This window comes from Pseudomonas sp. FSL W5-0299, from assembly GCF_005930655.1.
Taxonomy (GTDB): domain Bacteria; phylum Pseudomonadota; class Gammaproteobacteria; order Pseudomonadales; family Pseudomonadaceae; genus Aquipseudomonas; species Aquipseudomonas mandelii.
This window is the reverse complement of the sequence record NZ_RXHX01000039.1, coordinates 1-14,733: the sequence shown is the minus strand read 5'-3', so window position 1 is coordinate 14,733 and position 14,733 is coordinate 1. Positions and strand designations below refer to the sequence as shown.

Sequence of the window (14,733 nt, the reverse complement as noted above, 5' to 3'; positions counted from 1 at the left end):
TTTATTGCCAGCATTGACCCCTGTGGTGAGGATTACTCGGTAAGGGCACTCACTATGTTGTGAGCGATCTTGATTCGCTCGGCGTTCGGGTAATTCTTGTTCGCCAGAATCACGATACCGATGTCTTCCGAAGGCACGAACGCGACATACGCGCCGAAACCACCCGTCGACCCGGTCTTGTTGAACCATGCCGCGTCTTGCGCAGGTTGTGGCGGGTTCAGCCACTGGACTTTGTGCGCCTCCATCGCCATCTCCGTCGAGTTGCCACTCAGTAACGTTTCGAGGCTGGCCGGATAGTGGTAGTGCTCCCAGCCCAAGCCCTGCGTCATCTCGCCCACGGTGTAGTAACCGCTGTGAGTGAGGGCGATCGCTTGTTGCAATGGCTTCTCCAGCGTCGCCGGTTTCAGGTTCGCTTCAACATAACGAAGCAAATCCGCCGCGCTGGTTTTCACCCCATACGCCTCCGAATCCAGCGCTCCCGGGCTCACCCGCACCGGTTTGCCATCCTTGCCGTAACCCTGGGCGTAAAGCCCCATCTGATCCTGCGGCACCTTGAGATAGGTGTGCTTGAGGCCGAGTTTGGGCAGCAGGTTTTTTTCCATCAGCTCATCGAACGGCTGGCCCATGCTTTTGGCCGCCAGATAACCGGACAGCCCAAGGCTGGGGTTCGAATACTGGCGGTGGGTGCCTGCGGCATAAACGGGCTTCCACTGTTTGAAGTAGGCGAGCATTTTGTCTGGATGATCGGCCTCGTCAGGAAACTGCAGCGGCAACCCGCCAGCGGTGTAAGTGGCGAGTTGCAACACGCTGATGGTGTCGAATGCACTGCCGCGCAGATCAGGCCACACCTGGCTGGCCCGGTCAGACAAAGACAGTTTGCCGCTCGCCTGGGCGTAAGCCGTCAACGCGGTGGCAAAGGTTTTACTCACGGAGCCGATTTCGAACAGCGTGTCTTTGCTGACGGGTTTACCGTCCTCTTTCGACGCCATGCCGTAATTAAAGTAATGCTGCTGACCCTTTAAGGTGATCGCAACCGCGACGCCAGGGATATTCTGTTGTTGCATGACCGGCCCGATGGCGGCTTTCACCAAGGCGTCGAGCTGATCGTCGGATTTTGTTGCGGCCATACAGTGACTTGCGCCGAGGAACAGGGCGAAAGCGCTGAGGGACGCCAGTCTTGGCAGTTGAAATTTGAACATGATTGGAATCACTCTCCATGAGTTGCCATTACTTTAACCGCTACACTCCGTCCGGATCCAACACCGGACGGCTGATGGGCGCGCCAAATCTAGGCAGTCGGGCGAAAATCGACAAACGACGATATTTCGGGTTAGCCATTAGAAAAATTTGGGAGTGGGCATGATTCGTCCTCATCTGCCGCTGAACGCATTGCGGGCCTTCGAGGCTTCCGCACGCCATTTGAGCTTTACTCGGGCAGCGGTGGAGTTGTTTGTCACGCCGGCGGCGGTCAGCCATCAAGTCAAAAGCCTTGAAGCCCAGCTTAACGTAACGCTGTTCAAACGCTTACCCCGCGGCCTGATGCTGACCAGTGAAGGCGAAACCTTGCTGCCTGTGTTGCGCGAGTCCTTTGACCGGATTGCCGAAACCCTTGAACGTTTCGAGGGCGGGCATTTTCGTGAAGTGTTGACCGTGGGTGCCGTGGGGACCTTTGCGGTGGGTTGGCTGTTGCCGCGACTGGCGGACTTCCAGTCGAAACATCCATTCATAGATTTGCGCCTGTCGACTAACAACAATCGGGTGGACGTGGCTGCCGAGGGCCTGGATTACGCCATCCGGTTTGGCGCCGGCGCATGGCACGGGATCGAGGCGTCAAAGCTGATCGAGGCGCCGTTGTCGGTGCTCTGCGTCCCGGAAATAGCCGGGCAGTTGCAAGAACCTGCGGACTTGCTCAAGCAGACGCTGTTGCGTTCCTATCGCACGGACGAGTGGCCCGAGTGGTTTCTGGCCGCCGGGTTACCGGCCAATACGCCGGCGCCTAGGAGCATCGTCTTCGACTCCTCGCTGGCCATGATGGAGGCGGCGCTACAAGGCGCCGGCATTGCCTTGGCGCCGCCGCTGATGTTCGCCCGGCAACTGGCGGCGGGGGCGATCGAGCAACCATTCGACATCGGTATCACCACCGGCAGCTATTGGCTGACCCGCTTGCAGTCGCGCCCTGAAACGTCGGCGATGACGATGTTCAAGGAGTGGCTGCTGCAAGCGGCCAGGACACACTGACGAATACCATTTCCCCTGCAGGCGTGAGCCCGCTCGCGATGGCGGTGTAACAGTCAACGATGAGGTTGAATGTTATGGCCTCATCGCGAGCAGGCTCACTCCTACAGGGGATTTTTGGTGCTGCGAGGGTTTAGCGCACCAGGCACGGCCGCTTGTTATCGAACTTCCACCCCGGAATCAGAAATTGCATCGCCACGCTGTCATCCCGGGCGCCCAGTCCCATGCCTTTGTACAACTCATGAGCCTTGGCCAGTTGATCCAGATCCAGCTCAACCCCTAACCCGGGCTTCTTCGGCACCTGCACGCACCCCCCGACGATTTGCAGCGCAGCCTTGGTCAGGCGCTGACCGTCCTGCCAGATCCAGTGGGTGTCGATGGCCGTGATTTCACCCGGCGCAGCCGCGGCGACATGGGTGAACATGGCCAGGGAAATGTCGAAGTGGTTATTGGAGTGCGAACCCCAGGTCAGGCCCCATTCGTGGCACATCTGCGCCACGCGAACCGAACCCTGCATCGTCCAGAAATGCGGGTCGGCCAGCGGAATATCCACCGATTGCAACTGGATGGCGTGGCCCATTTCCCGCCAGTCGGTGGCGATCATGTTGGTCGCGGTTTTCAGGCCCGTGGCACGGCGGAACTCAGCCATGACTTCTCGCCCCGAATACCCGTTTTCCGCCCCGCATGGGTCTTCGGCATAAGCGAGTACGTGATGCTGGTCGCGGCACAGTCGAATGGCTTCCTTGAGTGACCACGCACCATTCGGGTCGAGGGTAATGCGCGCATCGGGAAAGCGTTCGGCCAGCGCGGTGACGGCTTCGATTTCCGCGTCGCCGCTGAGCACGCCACCCTTGAGTTTGAAGTCCTTGAAGCCGTAACGGGCGTGCGCGGCCTCGGCCAGGCGCACCACGGCATCGGCGGTCATGGCTTTGTCGTGGCGCACGCGAAACCAGTCATTGTCGGCCTCCGGTTCGCTGCGATAGGGCAGGTCGGTTTCATTGCGGTCACCGACATAAAACAGATAACCGAGCATCTTCACTTCGTCACGTTGCTGGCCTTCACCGAGCAGGGCCGCAACCGGCACGTCCAGATGCTGGCCGAGCAAGTCGAGGAGGGCGGCTTCCAGGCCCGTGACCGCGTGAATGGTGATGCGCAGGTCAAACGTCTGCAAACCGCGACCGCCAGCATCACGGTCAGCAAAGGTCTGGCGCACCTGATTGAGGATCTTCTGATACGTGCCAATCGGACTGCCGACCACCAGCGAACGTGCATCTTCCAGCGTCTGGCGAATGCGCTCGCCCCCCGGCACTTCGCCGACCCCGGTGTGCCCGGCGTTGTCCTTGAGAATCACGATATTGCGGGTGAAAAACGGGCCGTGGGCGCCGCTCAGATTGAGCAACATGCCGTCATGACCGGCCACCGGCACCACTTGCATGCTGGTGATGATCGGGGCTTTGGCGGTGTCTTGTGGGTTCATTGTCTTGTCCTTCAACACAGAGATTCAGGCGTGATTGGGCGCTGGTTTGCCCAAGGCAACGGCGGGTGCGGTTTTCGGTGTGTTGCGCGCGGCGAAGACGATGATCGCGGCGATGATCGATGTCGCGGCCAGGCCATACAGCCCGCCCTGAATCGACCCGGTATGTTCTTCCAGCAGACCGAACGTGGTCGGTGCCACGAAGCCGCCAAGGTTGCCCACCGAGTTGATCAGCGCGATGACGCCCGCCGCGATTCGCGCATCCAGATAAGCCTGAGGAATCGGCCAGAACAGCGACGAGGCCGACTTGAAGCCCAGCGCCGCGAAGCAGATCGCCACGAAGGCAAAGATCGGCCCGCCCGTGGTGGACATGAACATTCCGGCAGCCGCGATCAGCAGGGCAGCGGCGACCCAGGCCTGCTGGTGTTTCCATTTCGCCGACAGCGAAGCGAAGGCGTACATGCCGACGATCGACAGCAACCACGGGATCGAGTTGAAGAGCCCGACCTGAATGTCGCTGAGGTCGCCCATCTTTTTGATGATGCTCGGCAGCCAGAAGGTCGCGGCATAAATGGTCAATTGGATGAAGAAGTAGATCAGGCAGAACAGGATGATCTGGCGATCTTTGAGCAACGTGCCCAACGACGGCTTGATCGGTGTCGCTGCTTCCCGGGCCAGTTGTTCGTCATCGATGGCCTTGACCAGCGCATCTTGCTCGGCACGGGTCAGCCATTTGGCGTCGTGGGGTTTGGAGTCCAGCCAGAACCACACAAATACGCATAGCCCGACTGAAAACATCCCCTCGATGAAATACATCCACTGCCAGCCATGCATCCCGAATCCGCTGATCTGCAACAGCAAACCGGACAGCGGGCCGGAGATCAGCGAGGCAATGGCCGAACCGCTGAGGAAAATGGCAATCGCTTTGCCACGCTCGACGCCAGGCAACCAGCGCGTGAAGTAATAGATCACCCCGGGAAAGAACCCGGCTTCAGCCACGCCCAGCAGGAACCGCAGGATGTAGAAGTGGGTTTCGTTCTGGATGAAGGCCATGCCGGCGGCGACCAGGCCCCAGGTCAGCATGATGCGGGTCAGCCAGATGCGGGCACCGACTTTTTGCAGAAGCATGTTGGAGGGGACTTCGAACAGCGCATAGCCGATGAAGAACAGGCCGGCGCCGAGGCCGTAGGCGGCAGCTCCGATGCCCAGGTCCTGCTCCATGTGGGCGCGGACGAAGCCGATGTTCACGCGGTCTATGTAATTGACGATGAACATGATGACGAAGAGCGGTAGGACATGGCGTTTCACTTTCGAGATGGCGGACTTCAGGACCGAATCGGCGCCCTCGTGCATCCCGTATATGGAGGTATTCACTTGGTTTTCTCCCACTGATTATTTTTATGCGGGGTGTGGCTGGATGTTGCTGTGTTGATAGACATCATACAACTACATTTTTTTGTCCTGCAAGCAGTCTGACCTAATAAAATGGCGTTTATTTTCGCTGAATTAACTTTTTTGCTGGTGGATGGCACCTTAAATAACGGTCGTTTTTAGCTGATTGTTGAGTGTTGTCATACAAGTTGGTCATGGTTTTCTTGGGATTCCAGCTGAGCGCAGTGCTACGATTCCGTTAGCCCTGCTTCCGGATGATCGCCATGCAAGAAGACCTCGACGCGCCTGCCCGCAAGCGCACCCACAACCTGGCCCATGACCTGGTGGCCAAACTGAGCCAGAGCATCTTGCTCGGGCAGATGTTGCCGGGAGACAAGCTGCCGTCGGAGAACACGATTGTTCAGGAGCACGGGGTCAGCCGCACGGTGGTGCGTGAGGCGATCTCGAAGTTGCAGGCCTCAGGCCTGGTGGAAACCCGTCACGGCATCGGCACCTTCGTGCTGGAGCGCGCGCCGGAGCAGGGGCTGCGATTGAATGTCGATACCGCGCTGGGAGTGCGCAGCATTCTGGAGTTGCGCATGGGCCTGGAAACCCAGGCCGCCGCGCTGGCGGCGAGCCGTCGCACCGATCAGCAGTTGATGCAGATGCGCGAAGCGCTCGACGACTATCAGAGCCTGCTCGCCAACAACGACAGCTGCGTCGAGGCCGACAAGCGCTTCCACCTGCTGATCGCCGAAGCCACCGGCAATGTGTGCTTCACCGAAATCATGCAGCACCTGGGCAACGCCATGATTCCCCGGACCCGGGTCAATGCCGCCGAACGTGGCGCGGCGGATTTGAGTAAGTTGGGGCAATTGGCGAACCTCGAGCACGAGGCAATTCTCAACGCGATCAAACGCCAGGATCCGGACGCTGCGCGGGCCGCCATGTGGCTGCACCTGACCAACAGCCGCGACCGGTTTTTGGCCGGTGCCTGACGACCGCTTGTCTACTCGATAGCACGCCATCCCCGCGCCCGCTTCCAACGAGTACGGCCCAGATTTGCTGGACCTCATCAGTGAGGTGCGTCATGGCAAACGACTCAATGCTCCAGGGTGGAACACCCAATACCGACCCCACCAGACCCATGCCCGGCACTGACGAGCCGACGCTGGATGACGATGCTCCGCCTGGCAGGGACCCTTCACTGGACCCGGCGGCCGCAGACGCCGATCGACCTGAAGACTGGAAGGATCCGGCTGCTGACGAGGACGTACCGCCGGCGGATGAGCCAACCCCTTTGTCCGATGACAGGCGATAAAAAGAACCCGGCCACTGTGCCGGGTTTTTCTTTACTGTTCGACCTTGACCAGCCTGACTCGACTCTCGGTGCCCCCTAACTTGGACGAGGACACAAAGAAGTAGGCGTAGTCTTCAAGGTAGAAAATCTTGCTGTCACGTTTGAGCTTCTGGCCAAGGTCAAACTGACAGCGCAGTTCTTTGGCGGGGCCTTTCAGTTCGCTGTTGACCTGGGCTGCGTCGAGCACACGCTGCACGGTGCATTGCACACTTTCCCGTTTCATTGTTTCGCCGTCGAGGGTGCTTCGTTCCCGTTTGCTGGCACGCATTTCCAGTGACGCACCCACCGGCATGCGTTGCCAATCGCCGGTGAAACTCAATTGCTGAGTGTCGGTGACGGTGGATAACGGTGGTCTGTTTCGCTTGCTCTCTGTCAGCGAGTATTGTTCTGCCAGTGGCAACAAGCCCCTGAAACTGACGATGTACCGGCCGACGGGAGCCTGTTCCCGGCGCTCGCGCAATTGTCCGCTCTGAGCGTCGGTGTCGAACACCAGCGCATTTTCCGTGCTTGAGTTTGAAAAATAAAAGTGCGTGTTATTGATCTTCGACACCGTGCGCTTGAGTGTCCGGGTGGGCGGCGCAAGCTTTAAATCGGTGATGGCCTTCAATACCGAAGCGGACACAGGTTCTATCTGGTAGCTCAGCGGAAGTTTGGCGCGGGCGACATACGCAGGCAGTGTCGAGCGCTGCGAGGGTGCGGTGCACGCAGCGCTCAGCAAGGTCTGGGTGTCCGCGCTGCCTTGGGCGAAGGCCTGCGACGGGTTGTTCAGTACCCCGCCCATGGACACCCGATCATTCGGGCCAAGCTGGAATGAGCTCAACACTCGATAGGTCTTGCGTGCGCAATCGACTTCGTAGCGCTCGCGAGTCTGTCCGAACAGTTGCAGGTTGGGCTTGTCGGTGAGCAGCACGGGTTCGTCGAATCCGCCCCAGAACCGCCTGACGTTGCCCTCGATTTTCAGGCTGTTGACGTCGATCATCACCCAGCGAGCGGCTTCAGTGCGATGGACAATGCGCCAGTCTGACGCTGCGGTGCGCGAACAGGCTTCGCTGAAGTGCGGCTTGCTGGCCAGTTCGGTTGCCAGTTCCTTGGGAATCAGTACGGTCAGCGGTGTGTGTTGGTGGCTGCCATCCGTCGTCGCGATGGGGAAGTTGTCGAGGAACAGTAGTTTGACATCGGGCACCTTGCAGTCCGCTTGCAGCTGTACAACGCTCGGTAAACCATCGCGAGTGTAAGCCGGTGTGTGGACTTGAAAGCTGAGGGTATCGCCGTTACGCATCACCGAGTTTTCCAGTGGCGTTTTCTTGAACACTTCTTGCACCGTCAGTACCGGCTGCCGGTAGGGAGGTGTGGCGGGAGTCGCGGGTGGCGGGCTGGCGCAACCGGACAATATCCCTAGCACACAGGCAGCAGCGAAACGGTTCATAAGCATTTCCAGGCGATAGCGTCACGTTCATGTGAACAGAGGACGTCGGCATCGCCAGGCGATTCTTTAATTCGCATGGCGTGCAGTCATGGCCGGGCGGGCGGCGCCGCGATGACGGCGGAACGCCGCTCCAGATTCAACGCCAGCACGCTGATCAGCACCACCATCGCACCTATCCCGACCATCAACGTTGGCTGCTCGCCCAAGGCAAACGCTGCAATCGCCATGGCGGTGGGCGGAATCAGATACAGCGTCATGGTCGCGCGACTCAAATCGATGTGGGCCAGTACAAATGCCCAGGCCAGGTAGGCGAGGGCGCTGGGAAACACGCCCAAGGCAACCACGGTCATTTGCACCTGCATCGGCGCGCTGGCGACTTTGCCGGCCAGCCCCGGCAGGTAAATCAGCAACAGCGCCGTGCCCGACCAGACCGTGTAGCAGACCAGCGTCAACCCGTTGTAGCGAGCGCAATGATGCTTTTGCAAGGCGAAGTAGAAACTCCACGACACCGCCGCCAGCAAGATCAGCAACCCGTGCGCATCCATGCTGCCCAGCCCTCGATCACCGGCCACCACAATCACCACGCCGATCAATCCCAACAAGACACACCCCCAGCGCCAGGCGCTGACCCGGTCCTTGAACACGAAACGCGCCAGCAAGGTACTGAACAACGGGGTCGATTGCGCCAGCACACTGGAGGCGCCGGCGCTGACATTTTGCTGGCCGATATTCAAGGCGACGTGGTGAAGGCTCACGGCAAAAAAACCAAGGACGAACAGTAACGGCAGATCGCCAAGCTTCGGCAGACTGATGCCTTTGAAGGCGGCGACGACCGCCAGGAACACCGATGCGATCAGAAAGCGCAGCAGCGCCAAGTGGCCGGGGTCGTACGCCTGCAAGCCGATGTGGATGCCGGTCGGTGAGAAGCCCCAGCAGGCGACGACAAACGCCATGGCCAGGAGAATTTTCAGGGTGTGCGTGGAGGGCTTCATGGTCGATTCCCGGTGGGTTGATGCACCGAGTATCAGAAGTCTGATCATTCGCAACAACTGACTTATACTGCAACAACTGTTCACTTTGGGTGATGTATGGAATTGGCGCAAATTCGCATGTTCAAGACCGTTGCCGAGGTCGGCAGCATCGCCCGGGCGGCGGAGCTGTTGCATTGCGTGCCGTCGAACATCACGGCACGCATCAAGTCGCTGGAAGCCGAGTTGGGGGTGGCGCTGTTTCTACGCGAGGGCCGAGGCTTGCGTATCAGCCCGGCGGGCCAGACGTTTCTGTCATACGCCTCGAAAATTCTGGCGCTGACTGTTGAAGCCAAACGGGCGGTGGACCCTTCGGCCGAACCGTCCGGCCCGCTACGCATCGGCGCCATCGAATCCTCGGCCACCGGTCGCCTGCCGCGTCTGCTGGCCAAGTTTCACAAGCGATATCCTGGCGTCGCGTTGGAACTGACCACCGGAACCTGGAGCCAACTGCTCGATGACACCCTCAATCATCGGCTCGACGGCGCGATCGTCGCGGTGGATGTCGAGCGCTCGCTGCTCAAGCGCACGCCGATGTACCGCGAAGAGCTGCTGCTTATAGCCTCGACATCCCTGGGGCCGGTGCGCGATATCGCCGACTTGCAGGACAAGACCGTATTCATGTGGCCGCAAGGCTGTCCTTACCGGGCGGCGCTGGAGCACTGGTTGTTGCGGCAGGGGCAGGCGCTGCCGATTGTCAGTTTGGCCAGTTATGGCGCGATAGTCGGGTGTGTCAGCGCCGGGGCCGGCGTCGCGCTGGTGCCCAAAGGGGTGTTTGACCAGTACGCCAAAGGGGCGGGGTGCGCGGGGTTTGAGTTCCCTGAGCTGACGGCGATCGACAACCTGTTTTACTGGCATGAAAACGCCGGGGTTCACCCGGCGCGGGAAGCGTTTGTGGCGATGTTGCGTGAGGAGTTTGCGTAGGCGCGGGCGCAGACGGCGATCTTTGGTACGGATCTACACGCCCACATCCCGCATCAACAACCCGAACTTCAAATCCACCGCATCCGGAATCGGCACATACACCGTATGCCCATCCCCCGGCGCCACTTCGATCGCTTCACCTTTGATGTTCTGCAACTGATGCAGATCGAAGTGGAAATTACCCTGGGGTGTCATCAGCTCCATGTGATCGCCCAGGCTGAACCGGTTCTTGACCTTTACCTGCGCCAGGCGATCACGGCGCTCGCCGGTCAACTCGCCGACAAACTGCTGGCGCTCTGAAACCGAGCTGCCGTGCTGATAGTTCTGGTATTCGTCATGCACATGCCGGCGCAGGAAGCCTTCGGTGTAGCCGCGCTGGGCCAGGGACTCCAGATCCGTCATCAGGCTGCGATCAAATTCGCGGCCGGCCACGGCATCATCAATCGCCCGGCGATAGACCTGCGTGGTGCGTGCGCAATAGAAGTGCGATTTGGTCCGGCCTTCGATCTTCAGCGAGTGCACGCCCATCTGCGTCAGCCGCCCGACATGTTGCACGGCGCGCAGGTCCTTGGCGTTCATGATGTAGGTGCCGTGCTCGTCCTCGAAGGCCGGCATCAGTTCGTCCGGGCGATTGGCTTCCTGCAACAGGAACACCTGATCGGTCGGCGCGCCGATGCCCAGGGTCGGCTCGGGCTGGAATTGCTGAACGATTTCACCGAGCTGATTTTCCGTGGCTTGCGTCGCCGAATACTTCCAGCGACAGGCGTTAGTGCAACTGCCCTGATTGGCGTCGCGCTTGTTCATGTAGCCCGATAACAGGCAGCGGCCGGAATAGGCCATGCACAGCGCGCCATGGACAAAGACCTCCAGCTCCATCGCCGGGACGTGCTGGCGGATTTCGGCGATTTCTTCCAACGACAGTTCCCGGGACAGGATGATCCGGCTCAAGCCCTGTTGCTGCCAGAACTCGACACTGGCCCAGTTCACCGTGTTGGCTTGTACCGACAGGTGAATCGGCATCTGCGGGAAGTGTCGGCGTACCAGCATGATCAGGCCCGGGTCGGACATGATCAGCGCGTCCGGGGCCATGGCAATCACGGGGGCCAGGTCGTTGAGGAAGGTCTTGAGCTTGGCGTTGTGCGGCGCAATGTTCACCACCACATAGAAGCGCTTGCCTTGGGCCTGTGCCTCTTTGATGCCGAGCGCGAGATTGGCGTGGTCAAATTCGTTGTTGCGCACCCGCAGGCTGTAACGCGGCTGGCCGGCGTAGACCGCATCGGCACCGTAGGCGAAGGCATATCGCATGTTTTTCAAGGTGCCGGCGGGAGCGAGCAGTTCTGGGGCAAGGAGCGTCATGGCAGTGTCGATCGCAAAAGTCCGCGAGGGTAATCGCCTTGCCCGCGAGGTTCATTGATCTGGATCTATGCTTGATGAACAAACGGATGGCACTCGCGCGAACCGTGGCGGACTAAGCATCAGCACGGCTCTTCAATACGAGAGCGCACTGACATGGATCGGACATGAACGAACAGACGGTACACAACAAATCGCTGGTGATCTTGCTCGGGGTGGTCACCGCCGCCTTTATCTGGATTTTGCTGCCGTTCTACGGCGCGGTGTTCTGGGCGGTGATCCTCGGGATTCTGTTCGCGCCGCTGCAACGCCGGATACAACTGAAGTTCAGCTGGCCGCGCAACCTGACGTCGTTGCTCACCCTGAGCATCTGCCTGGTAATCGCGATCCTGCCGGTGATTATCCTCAGCATCTTGCTGGTTCAGGAAGGGGCTGCGCTGTACAAGAGCATCGAAAGCGGCGAGCTGGACATCGCGGGGTATGTGACGCATTTCAAACACAGCCTGCCGCCGTACTTCCAGCATTTGCTGGATCGGGCCGGGCTCGGCGAGCTGGACGGGCTGCGGGAGAAAATCATCAAGAGTGCGGTGACGGGCAATGAGTTTGTCGCCACGCAAGTCTTCAGTTTCGGTCAGGGCACGTTCGATTTTGTGGTGGGTTTTTTCATCATGCTCTACCTGCTGTTCTTCTTCCTGCGAGACGGTGCGGAACTGGCGCGTAAAGTTCGCTCCGCCGTCCCGTTGCAGGAGCACCAGAAACGCCGTTTGCAGCTGAAGTTCAACCGTGTGGTGCGGGCGACCGTAAAGGGCAACCTGCTGGTGGCGATTACGCAGGGCGCATTGGGCGGTTTGATTTTCTGGTTTCTGGACATCCCGAGCGCGTTGCTCTGGGCGGTATTGATGGCGTTTCTATCGCTGTTGCCAGCCGTGGGGGCCGGGATTGTCTGGGCACCGGTGGCGGCGTTCTTCCTGTTCACAGGGGCGATCTGGCAAGGGGTGGTGCTGGGGTTGTTCGGGGTTTTTGTGATCGGCCTGGTGGATAACGTGCTGCGCCCGATCCTGGTGGGCAAGGACACGAAGATGCCGGACTATCTGATCCTCATCTCGACCCTTGGCGGTCTGGCCATTTTCGGCCTGAACGGCTTTGTCATCGGGCCGCTGATTGCAGCGCTGTTCATGTCGAGCTGGGCGATCTTCATCGAAACCAAACCAAGGGTGCAGCTGCCTTAAGCGCTGAGCTGCCCCTGGCCGATTTGTTGCGACAGTGCCTTGGCGGCCGGCAGCGAAGTGAGCGGTCCGCTGATCGGTTCGCCGTCCTGCACCAGATACCAACAGGCGAGCAATCCTAGCTCTCTGAGCGGTGCGGGAACGGCGCTGCCAATTACGGACATGATCTGAACCTGGGACATAAATACCTCCATCAATCGATGGAGCTACCTTACGGACCTGCCTCGCGAACGGACAATCAACACTTTCGATAGTCGTCATTGACGCCAGTGAGTGTTGAGTTCAGTCGACCACCAGGTCAAGCATATGGACCACTTCCTGCTCGTTGAGCAGGCCTTTGCGCACCAGGTTTTCGGCCAGCAGCGAAAGAAACTTGGCACTGCGATGGCCTTCCAGGTGCTTGAGTTCGGTCAAAGCGTTGTACACCTTGCTGGAAGTGCACAAGCCGACAATGCGGTGCGGGTTTTGCGTGGGCATGAGGTCGTCCTTGTTTTTATCAACCTGTTGTTTACGCACAGATCCAAGCTTGCGGACCTGACATGACATAAATATGACCGTTTTTCCCAAGTCGGGGGAAGGGCGGTCGAGTCAATCTTGCCAACTTGAACCGTCCACACTGTCTCCACAGCGACATTGGCGCGATTTTTCCAGACCTTCGCCGACGAACGGTCACAAAAAAGCCCCGCTGATTAGGCGGGGCCTGATGAGTCTGTTACCAGCGGCCATAACCGTGGGGATGGCCGTAGTAACCGCGCGGCGGACCGTAATAACCACGGGGCGGGCCGTAGTAAACCGGCGGTGGTGCGTAGTAGACCGGTTGCTGCACGTAGACCGGCGCAGGCTGGTAATAAACCGGTGGTGGCTGTTGTATGTAAACCGGCTGAGGCTGGGCGTAGACCGGTTGCTGTACATACACCGGTCGGTTGCTGTTGATGATGGCCGAGCCGACGATTGCCGAACCAACGATCGCGCCAAATACCGCTGGACCCTGCCAACCGTGACCGCCGCCAGCCTCTGCCTGCCCTGTGATAGCAAGAGCACCGAGCAGCAAGGCAACTGTGGGGATTTTACGGATCATGATAATTCCTCGGTTCTTCGACCCGGCGCTTGCGTCTGCAATAGACCCAAGGATCGTCGCGGGGATACCTCTAAGACAGCGTTTTTTTGAAAATCAGCACAGCCGTTGGGTAAATTTTGTGTAAGGTCTGTACCGGCTTCTTTACGGCCGCTGCCACCCTGCGCGGGCACGCCGTTATGATCGATCAGAATTCGATGGAATGGCTCATCCCGTCCATCTGAAAGTGCTTATGAAGGAGATATTTCATGCAGATGAACCCCAACCGAGACACCCAGCTGTGCATGTCGCTTTCCGGGCGTCCCGGCAATTTCGGCCTGCGGTTTCACAATCATCTGTATGAACAGTTGGGCCTGAATTTTTACTACAAGGCGTTCAGCAGTCAGGATCTGCCGGGTGCCGTTGGCGGCATTCGTGCGCTGGGTATTCGTGGCTGCGGCGTGTCGATGCCGTTCAAGGAGGCCTGCATTGCGCTGGTCGATGAGCTGGACGCGTCCGCAGCGGCCATTCAATCGATCAATACCATCGTCAACACCCATGGCCATCTCAAAGCCTACAACACCGATTACATCGCCATCGCCCAGCTGCTTGAAACCCATCAGGTGCCGAAGGAATCGACCTTTGCCCTGCGCGGCAGCGGCGGCATGGCCAAAGCCGTGGCCAGTGCCTTGCGTGATGGCGGCTATCAAAACGGCGTGATCGTGGCCCGTAACGAACAGGCCGGGCGGGCGTTGGCTGAATCACTGGGCTATCAGTGGCAGGCGGAACTGGGCTCTCAGCGTCCGCAGATGTTGATCAACGTCACGCCGATCGGCATGAGCGGCGGTCCCGAGGCCGATCAACTGGCGTTCGACGCTGAAACCATCGCGGCTGCCGAAACTGTCTTCGATGTGGTGGCGATTCCCTCGGAAACACCGCTGATCGTGCGCGGTCGCGCCGAGGGCAAACGCGTCATTACCGGGTTGGAAGTGATCGCGATCCAGGCGCTGGAGCAGTTTGTCCTGTACACCGGCGTGCGGCCGACGGATGAGCAGTTCAAGAAAGCGGTGGAGTTTGCTCGCGGTTGATCCTTCAGATTATTGGTTGGCTGTATCGGCCTCATCGCGAGCAGGCTCGCTCCCACAGTGGATTGGCGTCGTACACATTTTTTGTGTCCGACAGAAAACCCTGTGGGAGCGAGCCTGCTCGCGATGGGCGCAACTCGGTCTCTCAAGTGCATCTGCCGCCTATACTCCCCGCCAGCAAAGACTTGCCGCCCCAA

At 59.4% G+C, this 14,733-nt stretch carries 15 protein-coding genes; 6 read left to right on the top strand and 9 right to left on the bottom strand.

What is annotated here, in order from left to right:
• Positions 1–32: 32 nt before the first annotated feature.
• Positions 33–1,199: a class C beta-lactamase gene (gene ampC, locus FHL16_RS28865; RefSeq protein WP_077749994.1), complete on the bottom strand. Its 1,167-nt coding sequence runs from the start codon at positions 1,197–1,199 to the stop codon at positions 33–35.
• Between the two features lie 160 nt (positions 1,200–1,359).
• Here ampC and FHL16_RS28860 point away from each other — a divergent pair, with 160 nt between their 5' ends.
• Positions 1,360–2,238, top strand: coding sequence for a LysR family transcriptional regulator (locus FHL16_RS28860; RefSeq protein WP_010458644.1), 879 nt, complete (start codon positions 1,360–1,362; stop codon positions 2,236–2,238).
• A 130-nt stretch (positions 2,239–2,368) separates the two neighbouring features.
• Here FHL16_RS28860 and gudD read toward each other — a convergent pair whose 3' ends face one another.
• Entirely contained in the window at positions 2,369–3,712 is a 1,344-nt protein-coding gene (gene gudD / locus FHL16_RS28855; protein WP_010458646.1) for a glucarate dehydratase, read from the bottom strand.
• Between the two features lie 24 nt (positions 3,713–3,736).
• Positions 3,737–5,083, bottom strand: a complete 1,347-nt coding sequence (locus tag FHL16_RS28850) for an MFS transporter (protein ID WP_077749993.1) — start codon at positions 5,081–5,083, stop codon at positions 3,737–3,739.
• Between the two features lie 281 nt (positions 5,084–5,364).
• On the opposite strand from FHL16_RS28850, the gene FHL16_RS28845 reads away from it, so the two are divergent.
• Positions 5,365–6,078: a FadR/GntR family transcriptional regulator gene (locus FHL16_RS28845; RefSeq protein WP_077749992.1), complete on the top strand. Its 714-nt coding sequence runs from the start codon at positions 5,365–5,367 to the stop codon at positions 6,076–6,078.
• 92 nt (positions 6,079–6,170) lie between these two features.
• Positions 6,171–6,401, top strand: a complete 231-nt coding sequence (locus FHL16_RS28840) for a hypothetical protein (RefSeq protein WP_010458652.1) — start codon at positions 6,171–6,173, stop codon at positions 6,399–6,401.
• A gap of 31 nt (positions 6,402–6,432) precedes the next feature.
• On the opposite strand, the gene FHL16_RS28835 is transcribed toward FHL16_RS28840, so the two are convergent.
• Both FHL16_RS28835 and FHL16_RS28830 read right to left on the bottom strand, forming a co-directional pair.
• Positions 6,433–7,866, bottom strand: a complete 1,434-nt coding sequence (locus tag FHL16_RS28835; protein ID WP_138739091.1) for a hypothetical protein — start codon at positions 7,864–7,866, stop codon at positions 6,433–6,435.
• An 86-nt stretch (positions 7,867–7,952) separates the two neighbouring features.
• Positions 7,953–8,858, bottom strand: coding sequence for a DMT family transporter (locus FHL16_RS28830; RefSeq protein WP_077749989.1), 906 nt, complete (start codon positions 8,856–8,858; stop codon positions 7,953–7,955).
• Positions 8,859–8,954: 96 nt separating this feature from the next.
• On the opposite strand from FHL16_RS28830, the gene FHL16_RS28825 reads away from it, so the two are divergent.
• Positions 8,955–9,818, top strand: coding sequence for a LysR substrate-binding domain-containing protein (locus FHL16_RS28825; protein WP_077749988.1), 864 nt, complete (start codon positions 8,955–8,957; stop codon positions 9,816–9,818).
• Between the two features lie 33 nt (positions 9,819–9,851).
• On the opposite strand, the gene trhP is transcribed toward FHL16_RS28825, so the two are convergent.
• Positions 9,852–11,174: a prephenate-dependent tRNA uridine(34) hydroxylase TrhP gene (gene trhP / locus FHL16_RS28820; RefSeq protein WP_010458660.1), complete on the bottom strand. Its 1,323-nt coding sequence runs from the start codon at positions 11,172–11,174 to the stop codon at positions 9,852–9,854.
• A gap of 164 nt (positions 11,175–11,338) precedes the next feature.
• Between trhP and FHL16_RS28815 the strand changes: the two genes are divergently transcribed.
• Positions 11,339–12,400, top strand: a complete 1,062-nt coding sequence (locus FHL16_RS28815; protein ID WP_077749986.1) for an AI-2E family transporter — start codon at positions 11,339–11,341, stop codon at positions 12,398–12,400.
• On the opposite strand, the gene FHL16_RS28810 is transcribed toward FHL16_RS28815, so the two are convergent.
• The 3 genes from FHL16_RS28810 to FHL16_RS28800 all read right to left on the bottom strand — a co-directional run bounded on the left by FHL16_RS28810 (position 12,397) and on the right by FHL16_RS28800 (position 13,475).
• On the bottom strand, positions 12,397–12,579 hold the full coding sequence (locus tag FHL16_RS28810) for a hypothetical protein (protein WP_010458664.1): 183 nt from the start codon (positions 12,577–12,579) through the stop codon (positions 12,397–12,399). The genes FHL16_RS28815 and FHL16_RS28810 overlap by 4 nt on opposite strands.
• Before the next feature lie 100 nt (positions 12,580–12,679).
• On the bottom strand, positions 12,680–12,874 hold the full coding sequence (locus FHL16_RS28805) for a hypothetical protein (RefSeq protein WP_003179723.1): 195 nt from the start codon (positions 12,872–12,874) through the stop codon (positions 12,680–12,682).
• A gap of 235 nt (positions 12,875–13,109) precedes the next feature.
• Complete coding sequence (locus tag FHL16_RS28800; RefSeq protein ID WP_010458670.1) at positions 13,110–13,475, bottom strand: hypothetical protein; 366 nt, start codon at positions 13,473–13,475, stop codon at positions 13,110–13,112.
• 245 nt (positions 13,476–13,720) lie between these two features.
• Here FHL16_RS28800 and FHL16_RS28795 point away from each other — a divergent pair, with 245 nt between their 5' ends.
• Complete coding sequence (locus FHL16_RS28795; protein WP_010458672.1) at positions 13,721–14,539, top strand: shikimate 5-dehydrogenase; 819 nt, start codon at positions 13,721–13,723, stop codon at positions 14,537–14,539.
• Positions 14,540–14,733 lie beyond the last annotated feature (194 nt).

Bases quoted from the DNA above. Each gene is read 5' to 3' on its own strand.
- ampC (WP_077749994.1), bottom strand. From the start codon at position 1,199: ATGTTCAAATTTCAACTGCCAAGACTGGCGTCCCTCAGCGCTTTCGCC.
- FHL16_RS28860 (WP_010458644.1), top strand. From the start codon at position 1,360: ATGATTCGTCCTCATCTGCCGCTGAACGCATTGCGGGCCTTCGAGGCT.
- gudD (WP_010458646.1), bottom strand. From the start codon at position 3,712: ATGAACCCACAAGACACCGCCAAAGCCCCGATCATCACCAGCATGCAA.
- FHL16_RS28845 (WP_077749992.1), top strand. From the start codon at position 5,365: ATGCAAGAAGACCTCGACGCGCCTGCCCGCAAGCGCACCCACAACCTG.
- FHL16_RS28840 (WP_010458652.1), top strand. From the start codon at position 6,171: ATGGCAAACGACTCAATGCTCCAGGGTGGAACACCCAATACCGACCCC.
- FHL16_RS28835 (WP_138739091.1), bottom strand. From the start codon at position 7,866: ATGAACCGTTTCGCTGCTGCCTGTGTGCTAGGGATATTGTCCGGTTGC.
- FHL16_RS28830 (WP_077749989.1), bottom strand. From the start codon at position 8,858: ATGAAGCCCTCCACGCACACCCTGAAAATTCTCCTGGCCATGGCGTTT.
- FHL16_RS28825 (WP_077749988.1), top strand. From the start codon at position 8,955: ATGGAATTGGCGCAAATTCGCATGTTCAAGACCGTTGCCGAGGTCGGC.
- trhP (WP_010458660.1), bottom strand. From the start codon at position 11,174: ATGACGCTCCTTGCCCCAGAACTGCTCGCTCCCGCCGGCACCTTGAAA.
- FHL16_RS28815 (WP_077749986.1), top strand. From the start codon at position 11,339: ATGAACGAACAGACGGTACACAACAAATCGCTGGTGATCTTGCTCGGG.
- FHL16_RS28810 (WP_010458664.1), bottom strand. From the start codon at position 12,579: ATGTCCCAGGTTCAGATCATGTCCGTAATTGGCAGCGCCGTTCCCGCA.
- FHL16_RS28805 (WP_003179723.1), bottom strand. From the start codon at position 12,874: ATGCCCACGCAAAACCCGCACCGCATTGTCGGCTTGTGCACTTCCAGC.
- FHL16_RS28800 (WP_010458670.1), bottom strand. From the start codon at position 13,475: ATGATCCGTAAAATCCCCACAGTTGCCTTGCTGCTCGGTGCTCTTGCT.
- FHL16_RS28795 (WP_010458672.1), top strand. From the start codon at position 13,721: ATGCAGATGAACCCCAACCGAGACACCCAGCTGTGCATGTCGCTTTCC.